This is a genomic window from Mesorhizobium sp. RSR380A (assembly GCF_054719385.1).
On record NZ_JBTTIB010000001.1, the window covers coordinates 2812363 to 2830912 of the forward strand.

The window sequence follows — 18550 nt, forward strand, 5'->3', positions numbered from 1 at the left end:
GCTCAGCCCTTATTGCAGGCTGGAGCCAAAGTCCTCATTCTCGCGCGCCAGCGCCATTTCGGTGATGGCGATCAGCGTCTCCGCGCGGGCTTTCAGGTCGGGCGCCTCCAGCAGCGCCTGTTTCTCGGCCGGTCCGTAGGGCGCCATCATCGACAGCGCATTGACCAGCATGGTGTTCTCGGCGCGGCTGACGCTTTCCCAATCGGCTTCGAGATCGTTGGCCTGCAGATAAGCGCGAAACGCTTTCAACAGCGCCGGCCGGTCGACCTCGCTTGCCGCCTGGTCTTCGGCAAGATCGGTGAGGAACGGCGCCAGCTTGCATTGCCGGAAAGGCGTCTTCACCGGCAATTCGCTGGTGATGCGGAAACGGCAGACGCCCTGCAGCGAAACCAGATAGCGGCCGTCGCCGCTCTCGGCCATCGAGATGATGCGCCCGGCGCAGCCGACATTGCACAGTTCCGGCTCCCCGTCGGCGCGCAACGCGCCATTGAGGCTGGGCTGGACGATGCCGATCAGCCGCGCGCCGGCGATCGCCTCATCCACCATCTGCAGGTAGCGCGGCTCGAAGATGTTGAGCGGCATGCGCCCGCCCGGCAGCAGCAGCGCGCCGGCAAGCGGAAACACCGGAATGGTTGCCGGCAGATCCTTGCCGACCCGGTAAAATGCGTTTCCGACCTGCACCTTCACTCCTCCGACCCGCTTCGGGCGCGATGTTATCGGCCTAATCTGGCGCGGCGGCCGCCGACCGCAAGGCCCGACAGCCACGCCCCGGCAATTTGGCCGGCAAACGGCTCAGGAAAACAGCAGCGACGACAATTTGCGCCGTGCCGCCAGCGTCGCCTCGTCGGTCATGCCCCAGGCCTCGAACAGTTTCAGCAGCTGCGCCCTGGCGCCGTCCTCGTTCCACGTCCGGTCGGCTTTTATAATCGCCAGAAGATTGTCGGCCGCCGCATGGCGCTCGCCCCTGGCGTTCTGGATCATGGCGAGGTCGAAACGCGCCTGGTGGTCGCCGGGATTGGCGGCCAGTCGCTGCTCGAATTCAGCTGGATTGCCAAGTGCTGCCGCTTCCGCAGCCAGCGTCATCTTGGCACGCAGCGCGGCAAGTGCCGGCGCATTTTTCTTGGCCTCCGGCGCCGTTGCCAGCAGCGCCTCGGCGCCGTCGCTGTCGCCAGCCTCGAACAGAAGCTCGCCCAGCCCGGCAATCGCCTCGATCGTCTCCGGCGCTTGCGCCAGGATGGCGTCGTAAATGTCGGCTGCGGTCTGCGCATCGCCCGCCGCATGCGCTTCCGCCGCCGCGGCCAGTGCTTCGGCCACCGGCGGCGCGCCATTGCCCTTGCCGCCGACCTTGGTGATGAACTCGGCGATCTGGCTCTCGGGGATGGCGCCCATGAAGCCGTCGACAGGCTGGCCGTCCTTGAAGGCGATGACCGCCGGGATCGACTGGATGCCGAGCTGGCCGGCGATCGAGGGATGATCGTCAATGTTCATTTTGACCAGCTTGACCTTGCCGCCGGCGGCCTTGACCGCCTTTTCCAGAAGCGGCGTGAGCTGCTTGCAGGGCCCGCACCACGGCGCCCAGAAATCGACCAGTACCGGCTGTTTGCGCGATTCCTGGATGACGTCGGCGGCGAAAGTGGCGGTCGTGGTGTCCTTGATCAGCTCGCCAGCGGCAGGTGCTGCGCCGGGTGTCGGGCCAAGTGCCGACTTGGCCGGCTCGGCGCCGCCATATTGCACGGACGTGGTGTACTGGCCAGAATTGCCGCCGAATTGGCCGCCAAACGGATTGTTGTTGTCGCTCATGTCGTCGCCCTTCCGATCGCGCCCAGCGGAGCAGCGCGACGTCCTTAACTAGAGGTCAGTTTTCGCCATCCATGTGGCGATCAAGCCGAGACTTTCAAGATAGCAGCATCATGTCCGGTTGCCTCGACGAATCTGATGAGGTCGGCGGACGCGATCGACGTCGTCGCCTCATTGGTCAGCGGATGCGCGTTGACTGTCGCATGTGCTATCAAATCCTGGTCGAGCACCACCTTGACCCGTCTTTCGGTGTCGTTGATCAGCCCGAACACGGTGACCGCGCCCGGAATGACACCGAGCAGCTCCATCAGCATCTCCGGCTTGCCGAACGACACCCGGCCGGCGGCGCCGATCATCGTGTGGATCTGCTTCAGGTCGACGACCGCCTCCTCGCCGACGCTGACCAGGAAGAAATTGTCCTTCTTGTCCTTGAGAAACAGATTTTTCGTGTGCCCGCCCGGTATCTCGCCGCGCAGCGACTGCGAATCGGCCACCGTATAGAGCGGCGGATGGCGCACGGTCGACACTGATATGCCGAGATCGGCAAGAAAGGCGAAAAGCTCGGCTTCGGTCTTCGGCATTGGTGGTCTTCCCCTGTATCGGCGCGCGGCAAAGCCGTTTACGGCCAATGATGCCGCCGAGACAAGACCGTCATGCGGGAAGTCGATGAACCACCCGCGTGGCCGACAAGGTTCCGCCAAGCGATTTGGCGCGACCAAAAAGCCCGTCATTTCCCTGTTGCAATCGCCGCGCTCTTCAGCCATATAGGCCCGGCTTGCGGCCAAAGGGCCGTGTGAGCGGGTGTAGCTCAGGGGTAGAGCACAACCTTGCCAAGGTTGGGGTCGAGCGTTCGAATCGCTTCACCCGCTCCAGTTTCCTCTAGGGGAATCAAGCGATGAAGAGGCGCCTTTCGGGGCGCCTTTTGCTTTTTCCAGACCGGCGATGTAAGCGCGTTGCGGGACACTTGTTCTCCCTCAGAACCAGGCGCAGGTAAGACGGCGTGGCGCACAATCCCTCGGGTTCAATTTCGGCGAAAGGCGGCACCGCATCTGAAGCGCTTGCTTGGCTGGCGTTGCGGAACGCCGCGTCCGAATGCGGCTCAGGCTCGCGCTTGATCGACCCGCAGCCCCTGCGCGCACTCCCGGCGGGACGCAAGTGGGCGCATGAGATTGCCAAGGTAATCTTCGATGGCCTCATGGCAGGAAGCCTGTCGGTGCCGGCGCAATTGGCTGCCGGATGGGCGAGGTTCGGCAGCGCAACCACCGCGTTGATCATCGAACTCGGCAAGATCTGGGACAATCCCGCAGCGGCTCGCCGCGTCCAGTACCAGCTTGAGCAAATGCTTCTCGAACCCGACGATCTTGCCACGCCGCGCAGGCTGGCGCGAACGCTCGGAATTCGCGTCGACGCTCGCAATCCGACCGCGACCGAACTGCCGGAAGGCATCGATCAGATCTATGCCCATCTGATGCTGGATGGCCGGATCGAGGCTCTCGTGCAGTTCGGTGCACTCGGGACGGTGACGAGCGATCATTGGATTGAATTGATCCTGGATGTAGTGCCTGCTGAGCGGCTTGCGGGAGGATCGCCTGCACCGCAAAAGGGCGCCGGCGCGACCACGTCAAACACGCCTGCAGCCGAGGTATCGTTTGCCATGGCGGGAAGCGAGCCCGATCAGGACAGCCACTTCGGCAAACTCGCGCAATTGGCCGCACAGGCGCATGACCTGGTTCGGTCGAGCGCTGAACCGTCAGAGCCTGTTACGCCGCGCCGCGCACGGGTCGCGGACAAGCACGACAAGGATCGCACGGCGTTCTGGAACAGCTATTTCGCGACCGAGGATCCCTGGAACTACAGCTCGCTCTATGAGCAGGAAAAATATGAGCGGCAGATCGAGATCCTGCCTGCCGGTCCCATCGGCCGGGCGCTTGAGCTGGCCTGTGCGGAGGGCCATTTCACGCGGCAGCTGGCGCCGCGCGTGGGCCATCTGACCGCAACCGACATCTCCGCCATAGCCATCGAGCGAGCCCGCGCCCGATGCAACAATCAGGCGAATGTCGAGTTCGGCGTACTCGATTTCGCTGCCGACACGCTGCCGGGTGAGATGGATCTGATCTTCTGTTCGGAGGTGCTCTACTATCTGGACGATCTCGCCGAGTTGCGGCGCATCGCCAAGAAATTTGCCGAGGCGTTGGCGCCTGGCGGTAGTTTCATCAGCGCACACGCATTCGTGCTGCGTGACAATGTCGAAAAGACGGGCTTCGACTGGAACACATTCGGTGCCCAGGCGATCTCCGAGACGCTGGCAGCGACCGAAGGCCTGGTGCTCGAGCAATCGATCCAGACCGAGCTCTACCGCATAGACCGCTTCCGCCGCCTATCGCCGGGCGATGTGGCGACGGACCCGGTGATCGATCATGTGCCGATCCGCGCGCCCATCGAAATCGGCGTCGCGCGAAATATCGTCTGGGGTGGGGCGCGAGCCTTGCGCCGCGACGTCGCACGTAACGAGCAGCGCCAGCATATCCCTGTCCTCATGTATCACGGCGTTGCCGATGAAGGTCCGGCCGCGCTCGCTCGCTTTCGGCTCACGCCCGCCGCATTCGCCAGCCAGATGGGATGGCTGCGCGCCAATGGCTTTCACGCCATTGGCTCCGAGCAGCTGGAAGCATCCATCGCCAACCGTCAGCCTTTCGTCGGCCGCCCGGTGCTCATCACTTTCGATGACGGCTTCCAGAACTTCGCCGACCATGCCTGGCCGATCTTGCGCGCCAACGACCTGAACGCGGAAGTGTTCCTGGTGACGGACCTGGTGGGCGAAAGTGCAAAGTGGGACACCGACATCGGTCCGCCGACGCCGCTTATGGGCGCCGGGACGGTGCGACGCCTCGCTGCCGAAGGCGCCTTCTTCGGCAGCCACATGGCGACGCATCGCGCCATAGATGGTCTGTCGAGCGCTGACCTGGCCGCCGAGCTCCTGCGCTCTCGTCTGTTCATCGAACGCTGGACCGGCCGGCCAACCAGGGCGTTCGCGGCCCCCTTCTCCGTCACCGACCGACGGCTTGGCCGGCTGGCTAGGGAGTGCGGCTATCGAGTAGGCTTCGGCCGCAGGCACGGGCCGGCGGACCTCCATAGCGATCTCATCGACCTTCCGCGCATCGAGATTCGCGGCGACCGCTCGCTCGATGACTTTGTCGCCACTGTCGAGGCCGTGCTCGGATAAACGGTGAACTTGTCAGTTCATTATTGGGCGACTTGCGACACGGCTGACATCAGCTCCTTCGGGTTTGGGGCGCCAAACATGTATCGCCCACCCTCCGGGACCTCCGTGAAGCTCCAGCGGACGATCCCCTGCCGGTCCAGCAGGAACTGACCAACCAGTTGTCCGTGTCCCGTGGCCATCATCTGCTCGTCGGCTTCGGTCAGTTCGTAGTGGTCCTTCTTGTCGAGGATTGCGGCGGCTGTCATCGGATCCATGGGACCGGGCAATTCGCCAGGTATGTCGACCCGCATGTCCTGTGCCGCTGCCATCGCGACCTTGTACGGCCAGTTCGTCTCGTTCTCGGTGAATTCGAGATTGGGCAGTCCAAAAGCACGATGTGAAGCGCGTTCCGGGTCCGACGCCGCAAGCAGGTTCGGCATTGGATGGTAGCGGAAATAGAGCCGCGCCCGTTCGATCGGCGTGTTGACCACCGTCAGGCTCTCCACGCCCTTTTCGCGCAGCTCCGGATCGAGACGCGCCTGAGCGGCGATGTGGCGCCGGCAAAACGCACAATGCAGACCTCGAAACAGGCCGACCAGCACCGGTTTTTGCCCGCGAAAGTCGTCAAGCGCAATCTTGCCTTCCTGGGTAATGGCGTCGAGTATCAGGTTCGGCGCCCGGTCGCCCGGTTGAAGCGGTATCAATCCACTAGGCGCGGACATGTCCAACCCCCTATCCCGGCTAGTCGAGAAAAGGCAGCACCACAAGCGCTTCCGGGTCGAGCCCGTGCTGGGCGCATATACCCTGCGCCAGGGAAAAGTAGCGTTCGGCCTCGGCCAGATTGTCGAGGTCGAGATTAAGCGTTGCGAGTCCATCATAGCACGGAAACAGCAGTTGGGGCTCGCCCGTTTCGCGGGCTACCTCCAGTGCTTCGTGGAACAAGCCGATCGCCAGTTCCGGATGGCCGTTGCACTGGTGGATCTGCCCAAGCACGATCAACGGCACTGGCAGGTGCTCGCGCTGGTCGAGCGCCCGGTCAATCTCGATGGCCTTCTCGGCAGCAGGCACGCCCTCCGTTGGACAGCGATCCGTGAAAGTACAACAAGCTACCGCCAGATTGGCGAGGAGGCGCGCCTGGAAACCCAAATCGCCAATACGGCGCGCCACTTCAAGACCGCGCCGACAGACCTCCATCGCCTTCGCCGGATCGATGGTCGTGTAGAGCACCCCGAGATTGGTGTAGCCGCGGCAGGCCGCGCCCAGCAGACCGGCGGCTTCGGCCAATTCAATGCTGCGCTCAACCTCACGCACGGCTTCATGGTTTCGCCCAAGGCGAGCCAGCGCAACAGCCTTGGTATTAAGTGCCTCGGCGGTCACGAGGGTGGCATCATCGGAGACATGTTCCGTTGTCAGAGAGCGTACGCAATCCAGCGCCGCGTCTGCCCATTTTGCCGCGAGAGTGTGATCTCCGCTGCGGAACGCCTGTCGGCCACGTTCTTGCCAGAGATGCGCCTGCTCGATCGGGGCATCCGCTCCATCGAGGAGCGCTGCCGCTTCAGCGTAGCGCGATTCCGCGTCGTCCCGCTTGCCCACGTCCCAAAACAGCCGACCGATCTTGCGCAAAACGCGCGCCGCCGCGACACGATCGGCTGACTCGCGATAGGCCTGCAGCACCGCCTCGTAGTGGCGGTGTGCAATCTCGCGGCGGCCTGCCGGGCCGCTCAAATCGGCAATGCGCTCTGCAATTGCCAGTTTGAGCGGTGTTTGCCCGATCGCGCCCAACGCAGTCAGTGCTCGCTCGTAGAAACGAAGGGCGTCGTCATTGGCGTATATCATGCGAGCGCGATCTCCCGCCGCCTGCAGGTAATGCGCGCCCCTCTCCCGCTCGGCGCTCTGAGCGAAATGATGACCGAGCACGGCCAGATCCTCGAACCGTTCCGGCTTGTCGCCGCACAGTTGCTCCAGGGCGGCACCTACCCGGCGGTGGATGTCGGTCCGGCGTTGCAGGAGCAGATTCTGGTAGATCACGTCCTGCAGCAATGTTTGCGTAAAGCGGTAGCTTTGCGACGAGACCGAGCCTGATCCGGCAACTTCCTCGATGATTTCCGCATCGCAAAGCAGTTCGCAGCCCGCTTCCAGTCGGCCGGGGTCGGCTGCCACGGCTTTCAGAAGCGTGGCATCGAAGCGCGGGCCGATTACCGCGGCTTCCTGGGCCAACCGGCGCACCTCTTGCGGCAGCCGGTCGACGCGAGCAAGCAACATTGCCTGGATCGTGGCGGGGATGCCGGTTGCGACTTCGCCTGCCACGGTCCGCCATTGCTGGCCATCGCGCACCAATACACCGCGATCGATAAGGCCGCGAACGATCTCCTCCAAGAAAAGCGGGTTGCCGCCCGCGCGCTCGAGGATCTGGTCGAGAAGCCCTCCTGCGGCGTTTACCCAGCTCTCGCCGAAAAGCGCCGCCACCAGGCGGCGTCCGTCATCGCTGTCGAGCGGCGAAAGCCTGAGCGCTGTGTGGCTGACCCGACTTGAGTCGAGTTGGTCGTTGTCCGACGCCGGACGATTCGTGACCAGCAACATCAGCCGCGTGCGTTCCAGTCTGTCCATCACGAAACGCAGTGCCTCGAGCGAGACGGAGTCGGCCCAGTGCAGGTCTTCGACGACAATCAACAGCGGCGACAACGCAAGCCGCCATTCCATGATTGTGCGGACCGCGTAGAGAATTTGCCGCCGCAGCTGCTCGGGCTCGACATGCTGCAAGGTGGCATCGGGGTCGCCGAGGCCAAGCACATGGTAGAGCAAAGGCATCAGCCGCTTCGCCTCCTCGCCCTGCAGGCCGAGATCGGCAAGCAAGGCTGCGAGCTTGCCCCGCATTTCGTCCCCATTGTCGTTTTGCATCATCCCGGCAGCGCTGCGCACCACTGCACCCAGGGCGCCAAATGATTGTTCACCCAGCGGTGAGCACGTGGCCTGCCGCACGGCGACGTTGCGAAAACGATCCTCGTCGCCGACGCGGGCGACGAACTCCTTCACCAACCGCGACTTCCCGATACCGGCTTCGCCGACGATGCGGACAAGCTGGGCCGAGCCGCCGCACGCCAAGTCAAGGCTCGCCAGCATTCTGTTGAGCTCCGCATCACGACCTATTATGGGCGCACTGAGGCCGAGCGCCTCGAGCCCGCGCGCTGCACGCGGCGCCGCAAGCGGTGCATCCAGTCGGTGGACGAGCACACTGCCAGCCTTGCCGCGAAACACGACATCGCCCAGCGACTCGTACGAGAAGGCATGCCGGGTCAGCCTGTGCGTGAGTTCGCCCACCAGCACCTCACCCGGTGCAGCCAGCGATTGCAGGCGTTGCGCCGTATTCACCGTGTCGCCGGTCACCGAATAAGATTTGGCGGTGCCGATGCCCAATCCGCCAGTAACGACCGGACCCGTGTTTATGCCTATGTGGAGCAGCAGCGGCGAGCCGGAGTGGCGGGTGCTTTCACCGAGCCGCGCCGTCCGGGCGATCATGTCGAGAGCGGCTCGAAGCGCACGTTCCGGATCGTCCTCATGCGCGACCGGCGCACCGAACAAGGCGAGCAGAGCGTCGCCGATGAATTTGTCGACGAAACCACCAAAGCCTTGCACGGCCGCCGTCAATTCCTTGAACAGTTCGTTCTGCAGCGCCTGCATGACCTCGGGGTCGAGCTGCTCGCTGAGTGTCGTGAAGCCGCAGAGATCGGCGAACAGCACCGTTACCGTTCGTCGATCGGCGTCGGAGACGGAATGCGGCCCCTCTTCGCTTTCGATGTTCGGCGACGGAGCTCGAGAGGGCTGCGCAATGGTGCGGCTTGGTGTCGGAGCAGGCCGTTCGGCAGCTTTTGCGGACGCACCGACGCTTGCCCCACATTTAGGACAGAACTCGAAATCAGGTGCGCAGGCGTAGCCGCAACTGGCGCATGGCACGGGCTGGCGGCGGCCACACTTCGGACAGAAGGCGTAACCGCCCTCGATCTCGAAACCGCAGCCCGAGCAGTTCATGGACACCTCACCAGAGCATGATGCCGAAGAGTGTGAAGCGGTTTTCGGACGACATCATGCTCTATCTCTTTGACCTTGGGCCATGACCCGTGATCTCGCCACGCTCGTCACGGCCGGGGTATTCACAAGGATGAACCGATAGTCGTCAACCGGCAAGCGGCAGCACAAATGGGCATCGGTCTGGGTTGGCGGTGGAGCACTGCCGATACGGGCGGCTGCGTGGCCGTGATTTGCGAAAATTCCCTCGTCCCGCCGTCTTCCTGCTATGATGGAGATGAGGAGGCGACCCATGAGCGAGAACCGTAAGCTGGCCGCAATCCTGGCTGCAGATGTGGTCGGATACAGCCGGCTCGCGAGCGCGGACGAAGATCGTACCTTGGCGCGGTTGCGGGCACTGCGCAGCGACCTGATCGATCCGATCATTGCAGTGCACCACGGGCGGGTTATCAAGCGTACCGGAGATGGGGCGCTGGTTGAGTTTCGCAGTGTGGTCGATGCCGTGCGCTGCGCCGTTGAGATTCAAAACGGTATGGTTGAGCGCAATGCCGGCGTACCGCAGGAGCGCCGCATCGAGTTCAGGATAGGCATCCATCTGGGCGACGTGGTCGAAGAGAGCGATGGCGACCTGATGGGTGACGGCGTCAACATCGCCTCGCGTCTGGAGGGCGTTGCGGCGCCCGGCGCCATCTGCCTGTCCGAGGATGCCTATCGCCAGGTCAAGGCCAGGCTTGACCTCTCGGTCAGCGATCTCGGCAGCACACAGCTCAAGAACATCGCCGAGCCGATCCGGGTGTATTCGCTGCAAGTCGGCGCCGGGGCCAAGGTGGCCGCGACCTCGCAAACCCCGACGAGCCCTCCGGCTGCGGCAGCGCCGCCGAAACTGTCGATCGCCGTGCTGCCGTTCGCCAATATGAGCGGTGATGCCGAACAGGACTACTTCGCCGACGGCATCTCCGAAGACATCATCACGGCGCTGTCCAAACTGTCACAGCTCTTCGTCATCGCTCGCAATTCGTCCTTCATCTTCAAGGGCCAGAACGTCCATGTGCAGGATGTCGGCACGAAGCTCGGCGTGCGCTATGTCCTTGAAGGCAGCGTACGCAAGTCGGGGAACAAGGTACGCATCACCGCGCAGCTCATCGATGCAATTTCAGGCGGCCATCTTTGGGCGGAGCGGTTCGATCGCGATCTGACCGACATATTCGCCGTGCAGGATGACGTGACGCAGCACATCGTCGGTGCGCTGGCGCTCAATCTGACCGACGATGACCGTCTGCGGCTGGCGCCCGAACACCAGCGCAATCCGGAGGCGTATGACTGTTTCCTGCGGGGCCGGGAGCTGTGGCACCGGCTGACGAAGGACACGAACGTCGCGGCCCGCGAGCTCTTGCAGCGGGCCATCGAACTGGACCCGAAATTTGCCTCTGCCCACGCTTTCCTAGCCCTCACGCACGGGCTCGATTACCTCAACAGGTGGGGTGCGTCGGACTCGATGGCGCAAGCGGAAGAGGCAGCAACGCGAGCGGTAACGCTGGATGACAGCGATCCCTGGGCGCACTGGGCGCTGGCATCGGCCAAGCTTTACACACGGCGGCACGATGAAGCCATCGGCGAGGTCGAGCGCGCGATAGCTCTCAATCCGAACTTCGCCGAAGCGCACGTCGCCCGCGGCGAGGCGCTGTATTATTCGGGTAGATCCGCGGAGGCGCTAGAGAGTTTCGCCCGGGGAAAGACCTTGAATCCATACTTCCCGGATGTGCTTCTGCACTTCCAGGCTTTGGCATCGTTTCAACTGGGAAGGTACGAAGAGGCCGTCGACCTCTTGCTGCAACGGCTGGCTCGCAACGCTGTCACCGACCTCTCGCGTGCGCTTCTGGCCGCCACCTACGGCCATCTGGGCCGTTTGGAGCAGGCCCATGCGGCATGGCAGGACCTGCTTCGCGTTAATCCCGCCTATTCGCTGGAACATCGTCGCAAGGTCTTGCCTTACAAGAACCCTGCCGATTTCGAACTGATGGTCGAGGGGCTCCGCAAGGCCGGCGTGGTGCAATGACAGGCTAAAGCCCGGCCGGATCAGAGGCCTGAGGCCCGGCCGATCTTGCGCCATCGGGCGTTTTCGCGAACCGGTTTCAGGTCGTCGGTCGTCTCGGCAAATGTCCGCAACCGGTATTGCCGCAGCAGGTCCGGGAAGAGCGCCCCTTCCGGCAGGCCGGCAAGCTGCTCGCGGACCGAGATCTTTTCATCGATGACCCGCATGCCCCAGGCATTTTCCCGAACCTGCAACTCGGCGGCCAGATCGCGCTCTTCTGGCGCGTTTTCATCCAGCGCAGCCAGCAGGATCGAGTGGAAAAGCGCGACATAGCCAATCTGTCTCAGGCCGCCCACGACCCGCACGCGCGGCAATATGGCAAGGGCGAGGAACATCAGGAACAAGTCCGGCAAAAGCATGCCGTCCAGCAGTGCCTGCTGAAGATGCGGCCGCTCGAACGGGATGGAAAGACCATGCGGCCTGTCAGGCTCGATCAGCCGCCCGTTCTCGAGGACGAGCTTGCGCACGCGCTGCTCGCGGATGCCCCAGAAATAGGCCGTGGCATTGGGCAGGAACCTGCCAAATAGGCCCGATGCGGCTTCTTGCAAGGCATGGTCGAGACGCCGGCGCCTTGCGGGCTCGAGGAGCAGCCTGGAAAGAAGGCTGCCTTCATCTTCCAGATGCCGCGAAACGACAGTCGCGGCCAGCCTATCATCGACGAAAACCGGCCGAGCCATGCCGGAACGATCCCAATCGGCGACCAGATGCTCGTTGAGTTCTGTCAGCGCATCGGCGGCTGTTGCAAATACCTTGTCCTGGCTGGCAAGCAGCGTGCCCAGCCAGCTTCTGGCATCCGTCTCATTGCCCACCGTTTCGAGCGCGCGCCCGTTGAGGGCGACGGGACCGGCCGCGCAGGCGCTTTTGCGGCACAGTTTGTGGCGGCCCATGCCAAACAAATTGACCTTGTCGTCGCCGACATCCAGCCATCCCGGCCCCTCCCGGCCGGTTGTCTCCATGGTCATGGTCGTTCCCATGAAGCCGAAAAAAGCCGACAGCCCGTTTTCGACCGCGCCGAGCCAGGCAAGCAGCAGGGCATCGAAGGTGATGCGATCCATCAGAAGCAGGCAGTGCAGGCCGGACTGGATAACCGGTCTGTGGTCGAATTCGTCGAGGGCCTTGTCGATCGCTTCGGGCTGCATGATCGCACCGAGGCGCTGCTGCAGGACGTCGCGCAGGATCGAGCGGGCAGCGATCGACAGGGCCGATGCAGGCCTTGCCACCGGCCGCCACAGATGGCGGGCATAATCGGAAACCGGCGCATTCCAGTTCTGCTCGATGTCACGCACGACCTCCGGGCAGAGCAGCGACAGCACAGCCAAAATGTCCACCGGAGGGGCAAGGGCAGGGACGGTGGTCATCAGAACCGCAGCCGGGCCATGCTCAGGAGGTCGTGGTACTGCCCGTCGGTAAAACCGGCCTTCACATGCCGTCCCTCGACCTCGAAGCCGTGGCTTGTGTAGAGACGGATGGCCGGTTCGTTGTCGGCATAGACAGTCAACTCGACCCGCTTCAGGGCGCGCCAGTTGTCGGCCACGTCAAGCAGCGCGCCAAGGATGGCAGAGCCGATGCCTCTGCCGACAAAGCCATCGTCAAGGCCGATATTGATCTCGCCGATATGCGAGCGGCGCGGCGAACCCTGCGCGACCAGGCTGCCATGGCCGACAACCTTGCCGTCCAGCTCCGCAACGATCCAGGTGGTTTCCGGGCCGGACTTGGCGATGCGCCGCTCCACCTGCTCCACCATCTCGAACGGCATCCTGAGCGTGCCCCAGCGGAACCCCGGCATATTGAAGATAGCGCACAGCGCCTCGGCATCGCTTGGCCGGACGGCCCGGAGCTGCGGCTGGATTTTCTCGGATAAGGAGGTCGTGCTGGTCATGGCTTTCCCGCCTAACGCAATTTCAGGAAAAGTGTGAGCGGTTTTCCGTCCGGAATTGCGTCAGAACAAAGCGACAGAGGCAATATGCCCGGCACGATGCACCGGACGTCACCTGAAAATCCAGCCGTCTCTGCGACCTATGCCGATTGCGCGGCAAAATGCCGGGGGGCGGCGCAGAGTTTGAGGATACCGCTGATGCCGATCCAGCCGAAAAGGGCGAGCCAGCACAATGTCCCGGCCGCCGTCCAGTCGATCCGGTGCACGGCAGCGTCGGTGATGAAGAGGCCAAGAACAGCAAGTAGGCCAACCAGAAACTGCGCCAGGCCGAGCACCAGCAATTCCTCACGCGGTGCACTTCTCCAGACGAGATAGGTGCCGCCGGCGCCGGCGAGGAAGATGGCGCTGTAGACCTGGGCGTGAAAAGCATCGATCGGCCATGGCCAGAAGCCACCGAATGTCAGGGGAAACAGCAACAGGCCGACGCCGTAGAGCCCCAGGACTGCCATTTCCGCCGGTAGGTAGGCGCGCCATGCGGGGTTCAAGATCACGCCTTTTGCAGAAGGGCGGGCCCTTGCCCGCCACAGGAACAGCGCGGATACAGCGGCCGACGCAAGATAGACCAGAAACCATAGCCAGGGGGCTTTGCGCTCGAAGTTGAAATAACCGAGATTGATGAACGAAGCCGCCGACACGATGACGGTGAAGATGAAGGCCATGACCAGCACGAGCCTGCCGGGCGACCAGCGATTCCAGACCAGCAGCGCCGCCATCACTGCCATTTCGGCGGTGTAGAAGCCGCCGAGGAAGCGGGCATTGAACGGCGTGACGGCCCAGGGCCAGCGCGGCTTGACCAGCGCAGGCGCGAAAAACAGGCCGGCCCCGACGATCAGGACGATGATGACCCCCGCCGAGAAAAGGCGCAGGGCCGCCGGAAATGGCGGGTTGTCGCGTGTCGGCATGGAGAAACCCCAGAGATGAATGCCCCATGGGCTATCATAGTTTGGAATTCAACAAATGGAAATTGACCTGTCACCAGGCTTGTCCATTCGAATGGCCGTACGGTTCATTTCGCAGTATGATGGAGCGTTCGGGTCGAAGATCGGTCCGGCCAACACGCCTAGAGCCGGATGATTTCAGGTCTGTCCGACCTGAAATCTGAATCCGCCTCTAAATCAGGAAATAGAGGATGATGTCGTCCGAAAACCGCTTCACACTTTTCGGCATCATGCTCTAGCGGCGCAATTTCCGGAGCCTGCACGATGACCGAAGCTCAGGATCTGTTCTCGCTTCTGCGGCAATCGACCGATGTCGATCCGCAGGCAATCGACGCAATCCGGCAAACCATCGCCGAGGGCAAGGACCGCGAACTTTGCCGCATCAATGCGCTGGCCTTCGCCAGCAAGCATGGCCTCGACGAGGAACGCACCATAAGCGCCTTTCTCCATGCGGCGCGGGTGGGCATCTTCGACATTTCCTGGAATGTTCTGTGCCCCGGCTGTGGCGGCGTGCTCGACACCAACGCCACGCTGAAAACCATGCAGAAGGACGAATACACCTGCGCGCTGTGCTCCCAGGGCTATTCGCCGACACTCGACGAGATGGTCGAGGTGACATTCACCGTCAGTCCCCGTGTGCGCAGGATTGCCGCCCACAATCCACACGAACTGCCGTTGGTGGAATATTACCGCCAGATCTACTGGGCGTCCGGGGCCGATCTGCCGGACGAGGATCTGGCGGAAAAGATGGAAGCGTTCTCGCTGGAAGATATCGAGCTAGCGCCCGGTGAAAAGGCGGTTCTGCACATCCAGCTTCCGCCCCAATTTATCATCGTCTTCGAGCCGGTCACGCATTCGGCCCAGTTCATCGACGCGAAGGGCGAACCGGCAAAAGAGCGGCGAAACCTCTCTCTGGCCTTCGACCGCGACCATGTCCAGAGCCAGACGCTGGAGATGCAACCCGGCCCATTGCGCATTTCGCTGGAAAACAGGACCGACACGCGCGTGCTGCCGACGGTCTTCATCGCCTGCCCGGTATTGCATGATTTCCTGGGCAAGCGCCGGCCCTTCGTGACCGCCAAGCGCCTGCTCACCAACCAGACGTTCCGGGATCTCTATCGCACGGATACGCTCGACATCAACCAGCGCCTGAAGATCACCAGCCTGACCTTCCTGTTCACCGATCTGCGCGGATCGACCGAGCTTTACGAGCGGGTGGGCGATCTTTCAGCCTTCGATCTCGTGCGCGAGCATTTCCAGGTTCTGCACGAGATCGTCGCGGCGGAGGCAGGCGCGGTTGTGAAGACGATCGGCGACGCGGTGATGGCGACCTTCGCGACGCCTGACCGTGCGGTTGCCGCGGCGCTGCGGATGCGCGACGCCATGCGGGCGCTCAATGACAAAAGCGGGCGCGAGGACCTTCTGCTCAAGATCGGTGTTCATGCCGGCCCCTGCATAGCCGTGTCCATGAACGAGCGGCAGGATTATTTCGGCCAGACGGTCAACATTGCTTCGCGGGTCCAGAACCTCGCCAACGCACAGGCGATCTTCGCCACGCGTGCGGTGGTCGACGACAATCTCACTGCCGATTTGTTGCACAGGAACGCGCTGACGCCCGTGCCGCACGAGGTCTCGCTGCGCGGCATCGAGCGGGAGATTGCGGTTTATACGATCCCCTGAAGAGTTCTCTACCGCTCACACGCGCTTGCAGAGGAAATAACGGTCGGCGGGCTCCGAAGTGGGCGCCGGGAGCTGTTGCAGCAGCGGGTGATCGAGCGGCGTGCCACTGACCGCGAAGCCGCCGACGCGAAGCAGGCTCGCAATCAGATCGGGAAGCCAGGTAGCGGTCACTGCATCGCGATCGTCATAGCCGGTGCCAATGTCGGCATGAACAAGGGCGGCTTCGATGCCAATGAACTTGCGGCCCGTCTCGCGTATTTCGCCGAGCACGAGGTTTTCAGCTTCGGGAATTGAGCTAGTGTGCGCGCCAACTTCGCGGTCGAACACCACGATCCGGCGCCCGGGCAGAAGCTCGCGCAGATGGTGGAATGTCCGGCCATTGCCGAGGCCGAGCTCAAGCACAAGCCCCTCCATCTTCGCCACCTCGGGGCAGATTCGATTGAGAATGTCGCGCTGCGCGGTCATCCTGCTGATGAAATTATCGAGGCGACTCATATGCGATTGTGTGTCCTGAACCAGATCAAGAGATCGGTAACGCCCGCGACAAGAATTGTTCACGGGTGAATCCCGAAGCTGACGCGCTAAGCTCGATTGCGAGTCGGCACATATAGGGGCGGACAATAAACAGTGCAACAACCGTACAGGAGGCCGGCAAGCGACATTCCGGGTGGCGTCGGCGGCACTATGCGTGGCGGAATGGCGATCTCACTTGTAGGGGTCCGCGGCGTCCCGCAAGCCGTCGCCGAGGAAGTTGAACGCCATGATGACGAGGATGACGGGCAGCATCGGCAAAAGCAGCCATGGATAGAACGCGATCACGCTGACGCTGCGCGCCTCGGTGAGCAGGATGCCCCAGCTGGTGATCGGCGCTCTCAGGCCGAGCCCGAGGAAGCTCAGCGCCGTTTCGCCCAGGATCATGCCAGGGATGGAGAGCGTCGCCGTCGCGATCAGATGCGACATGAAGCCGGGAATGAGATGCCGCCTGATGATGCGGCTGCTTCCGGCGCCCATCAATTGCGCCGCCAGAACGTAATCCTCCTCGCGCAAGGCCAGAAGCTTTGAACGCACGGCGCGCGCCAGTCCGGTCCAGTCGAGCAGCCCGAGGATGACGGTGATGCCGAAATAGATCAGGATCGGACTCCAGGTTATCGGCATGATCGCCGCCAGGGCCAGCCATAGCGGAATGCTGGGAATCGATTGCAGGACTTCGATTATCCGTTGGACGATCAGGTCGAAGATACCGCCGTGATAGCCGGCCAGTCCGCCGATGACGATGCCGAGCAGGAAGCTGAAACTGATGCCGACGAGGCCGATAGTCAGTGAAATGCGTGCGCCATAGATCATGCGCGAGAGCACGTCGCGCCCCAGCCTGTCGGTGCCGGCCAGAAACAGTTGCCCGTTTTCGGCAGGACAGACAAAATGCCTGTCACCTTCGATCAGGCCCCAGAACCGATAAGTGTCGCCCTGGCAGAAGAAACGGAGCCGCTGAACGTCGTCATGGTTCTCGATGTAGTTCCGCTTGAGCGTGTCCATATCCAGCGTCATCTGGCGGCCATAGACGAACGGCCCGACGAACTCGCCATTGTGGAACAGGTGCACGTGCTGCGGCGGCGCATAGATGTAGTCCATGTTGCGCGAGTGCAGATTGTAGGGCGCCAGGAACTCGCAGATAAGTATCCCGGAATACAGCACTGCCAGGAATATGCCGGATATAAGCGCAAGCCGGTGTTTGCGGAATTTCCACCACATCAGCCGCAACTGCGATGCCTGAAAGACCTTCGATTGCTCCGGCGTCATCGCCTCGACCGACTGCAGGTCGAAGGGCGCGCCGGAAATGTAGTGTTGCAGTGGAGCACCCGGAGCGGGCAGCGGCGAGTCCTGCTTCATTTGGTGCTGCCACCCTGCAAACGAATTCGTGGATCAAGCAGCGCCAGCGCCAGGTCGGAAATCAGCACGCCGATAACCGTCAGGAAGGCAAGGAACATCAGGAATGACCCTGCCAGATACATATCCTGGCTTTGCAGCGCCTTGATCAGCATCGGCCCGGTCGTTTCCAAAGACAAAACGATAGCCGTGATCTCAGCGCCGGAGATGATGGCCGGCAGGATCGAGCCGATGTCGGAAATGAAGAAATTGAGCGCCATGCGCAGCGGATATTTGACCAGCGCCTTGAACGGATGCAGGCCCTTGGCGCGCGCCGTAACGACATATTGCTTGTGCAGTTCGTCGAGCAGATTGGCGCGCAGCCGCCGGATCATGCTCGCCGTGCCGCCGGTGCCGATGATCAAGACCGGGATCCAGAGATGGGCGAGGATCGACTTCGCCTTGGCCCAGCTCATCGGCTCGCCGAGATATTGCTGGTCCATGAGGTGGCCGATGGACGTGCCGAACCAGATGTTGGCGAAATACATCAGGATCAGCGCCAGCATGAAATTCGGAATGGCAAGGCCGAGAAGGCCGAAGAAAGTCAGGCCGTAGTCGCCCCAGCTGTATTGATGCGTGGCGGAGTACATGCCTATCGGAAAGGCGATGAGCCAGGTGAAGATGATCGTGACGAAGGAAACCAGCACGGTCAGCCACATTCGGTCGCCGACGACGTCGCGAACCGGCAGCTCATATTCGAAGGAATAGCCGAAATCGCCGTGCAGCATCCCGCCCACCCAGTAGAAGTAGCGAATGACCGGCGGCTGGTCGAAACCATATTCCTTGCGCATCATCTGGATGCGGTCGGAATCCACCGCTTCGCCCTGGGCCCGAAGCTCGGCGACATAGCTGTCGAAATAGTCGCCCGGCGGAAGTTCGATGATGGTGAACACAAGCGCCGATATGACCAGCAGCGTTGGAACCATCACGGCGATGCGCCAGACAAGATATCGAAGCAC

At 62.5% G+C, this 18550-nt stretch carries 14 protein-coding genes and 1 tRNA gene; 4 read left to right on the plus strand and 11 right to left on the minus strand.

Features of this window, described 5'->3' with window-relative positions:
• Nucleotides 1-9: 9 nt before the first annotated feature.
• The 3 genes from ACYG9Z_RS13625 to ACYG9Z_RS13635 form a co-directional block, all read right to left on the minus strand.
• The gene (locus ACYG9Z_RS13625) at nucleotides 10-681 is read right to left on the minus strand and encodes an LON peptidase substrate-binding domain-containing protein (RefSeq protein WP_023685086.1); all 672 of its coding nucleotides are present in this window, start codon (nucleotides 679-681) and stop codon (nucleotides 10-12) included.
• Nucleotides 682-792: 111 nt separating this feature from the next.
• On the minus strand, nucleotides 793-1800 hold the full coding sequence (gene trxA, locus ACYG9Z_RS13630; protein WP_023736734.1) for a thioredoxin: 1008 nt from the start codon (nucleotides 1798-1800) through the stop codon (nucleotides 793-795).
• A gap of 80 nt (nucleotides 1801-1880) precedes the next feature.
• Complete coding sequence (locus tag ACYG9Z_RS13635) at nucleotides 1881-2378, minus strand: prolyl-tRNA synthetase associated domain-containing protein (protein WP_023672125.1); 498 nt, start codon at nucleotides 2376-2378, stop codon at nucleotides 1881-1883.
• Nucleotides 2379-2594: 216 nt separating this feature from the next.
• Between ACYG9Z_RS13635 and ACYG9Z_RS13640 the strand changes: the two genes are divergently transcribed.
• A tRNA-Gly gene (locus ACYG9Z_RS13640) sits at nucleotides 2595-2669 on the plus strand.
• Between the two features lie 323 nt (nucleotides 2670-2992).
• Nucleotides 2993-5020, plus strand: coding sequence for an SAM-dependent methyltransferase (locus ACYG9Z_RS13645; RefSeq protein ID WP_245259965.1), 2028 nt, complete (start codon nucleotides 2993-2995; stop codon nucleotides 5018-5020).
• A gap of 20 nt (nucleotides 5021-5040) precedes the next feature.
• Here ACYG9Z_RS13645 and ACYG9Z_RS13650 read toward each other — a convergent pair whose 3' ends face one another.
• Nucleotides 5041-5721 (minus strand): redoxin domain-containing protein, encoded by a 681-nt coding sequence (locus tag ACYG9Z_RS13650; protein WP_023672127.1) that lies wholly within the window; start codon nucleotides 5719-5721, stop codon nucleotides 5041-5043.
• Nucleotides 5722-5740: 19 nt separating this feature from the next.
• On the minus strand, nucleotides 5741-9025 hold the full coding sequence (locus tag ACYG9Z_RS13655) for an adenylate/guanylate cyclase domain-containing protein (RefSeq protein ID WP_023685083.1): 3285 nt from the start codon (nucleotides 9023-9025) through the stop codon (nucleotides 5741-5743).
• 289 nt (nucleotides 9026-9314) lie between these two features.
• Here ACYG9Z_RS13655 and ACYG9Z_RS13660 point away from each other — a divergent pair, with 289 nt between their 5' ends.
• Nucleotides 9315-11078, plus strand: a complete 1764-nt coding sequence (locus tag ACYG9Z_RS13660) for an adenylate/guanylate cyclase domain-containing protein (RefSeq protein ID WP_023752850.1) — start codon at nucleotides 9315-9317, stop codon at nucleotides 11076-11078.
• Between the two features lie 20 nt (nucleotides 11079-11098).
• Here the strand turns inward: ACYG9Z_RS13660 and ACYG9Z_RS13665 are convergent, their stop codons facing one another.
• From ACYG9Z_RS13665 to ACYG9Z_RS13675, 3 genes are all read right to left on the minus strand, one after another.
• The gene (locus ACYG9Z_RS13665) at nucleotides 11099-12472 is read right to left on the minus strand and encodes a hypothetical protein (RefSeq protein WP_031244223.1); all 1374 of its coding nucleotides are present in this window, start codon (nucleotides 12470-12472) and stop codon (nucleotides 11099-11101) included.
• Nucleotides 12472-12993, minus strand: a complete 522-nt coding sequence (locus ACYG9Z_RS13670; protein ID WP_023685080.1) for a GNAT family N-acetyltransferase — start codon at nucleotides 12991-12993, stop codon at nucleotides 12472-12474. Before ACYG9Z_RS13670 ends, ACYG9Z_RS13665 begins: the two co-directional genes overlap by 1 nt.
• A 137-nt stretch (nucleotides 12994-13130) precedes the next feature.
• A complete protein-coding gene (locus ACYG9Z_RS13675) occupies nucleotides 13131-13952 on the minus strand; it encodes a hypothetical protein (protein WP_023752848.1) in 822 nt (273 codons plus the stop codon).
• A gap of 300 nt (nucleotides 13953-14252) precedes the next feature.
• On the opposite strand from ACYG9Z_RS13675, the gene ACYG9Z_RS13680 reads away from it, so the two are divergent.
• Nucleotides 14253-15668 (plus strand): adenylate/guanylate cyclase domain-containing protein, encoded by a 1416-nt coding sequence (locus ACYG9Z_RS13680; protein WP_023747413.1) that lies wholly within the window; start codon nucleotides 14253-14255, stop codon nucleotides 15666-15668.
• Between the two features lie 15 nt (nucleotides 15669-15683).
• Here the strand turns inward: ACYG9Z_RS13680 and ACYG9Z_RS13685 are convergent, their stop codons facing one another.
• The 3 genes from ACYG9Z_RS13685 to ACYG9Z_RS13695 form a co-directional block, all read right to left on the minus strand.
• Nucleotides 15684-16163, minus strand: a complete 480-nt coding sequence (locus ACYG9Z_RS13685; protein WP_023726700.1) for a class I SAM-dependent methyltransferase — start codon at nucleotides 16161-16163, stop codon at nucleotides 15684-15686.
• Between the two features lie 210 nt (nucleotides 16164-16373).
• Entirely contained in the window at nucleotides 16374-17555 is a 1182-nt protein-coding gene (locus tag ACYG9Z_RS13690) for an ABC transporter permease (RefSeq protein ID WP_023702557.1), read from the minus strand.
• Complete coding sequence (locus ACYG9Z_RS13695) at nucleotides 17552-18550, minus strand: ABC transporter permease (RefSeq protein ID WP_023672136.1); 999 nt, start codon at nucleotides 18548-18550, stop codon at nucleotides 17552-17554. Before ACYG9Z_RS13695 ends, ACYG9Z_RS13690 begins: the two co-directional genes overlap by 4 nt.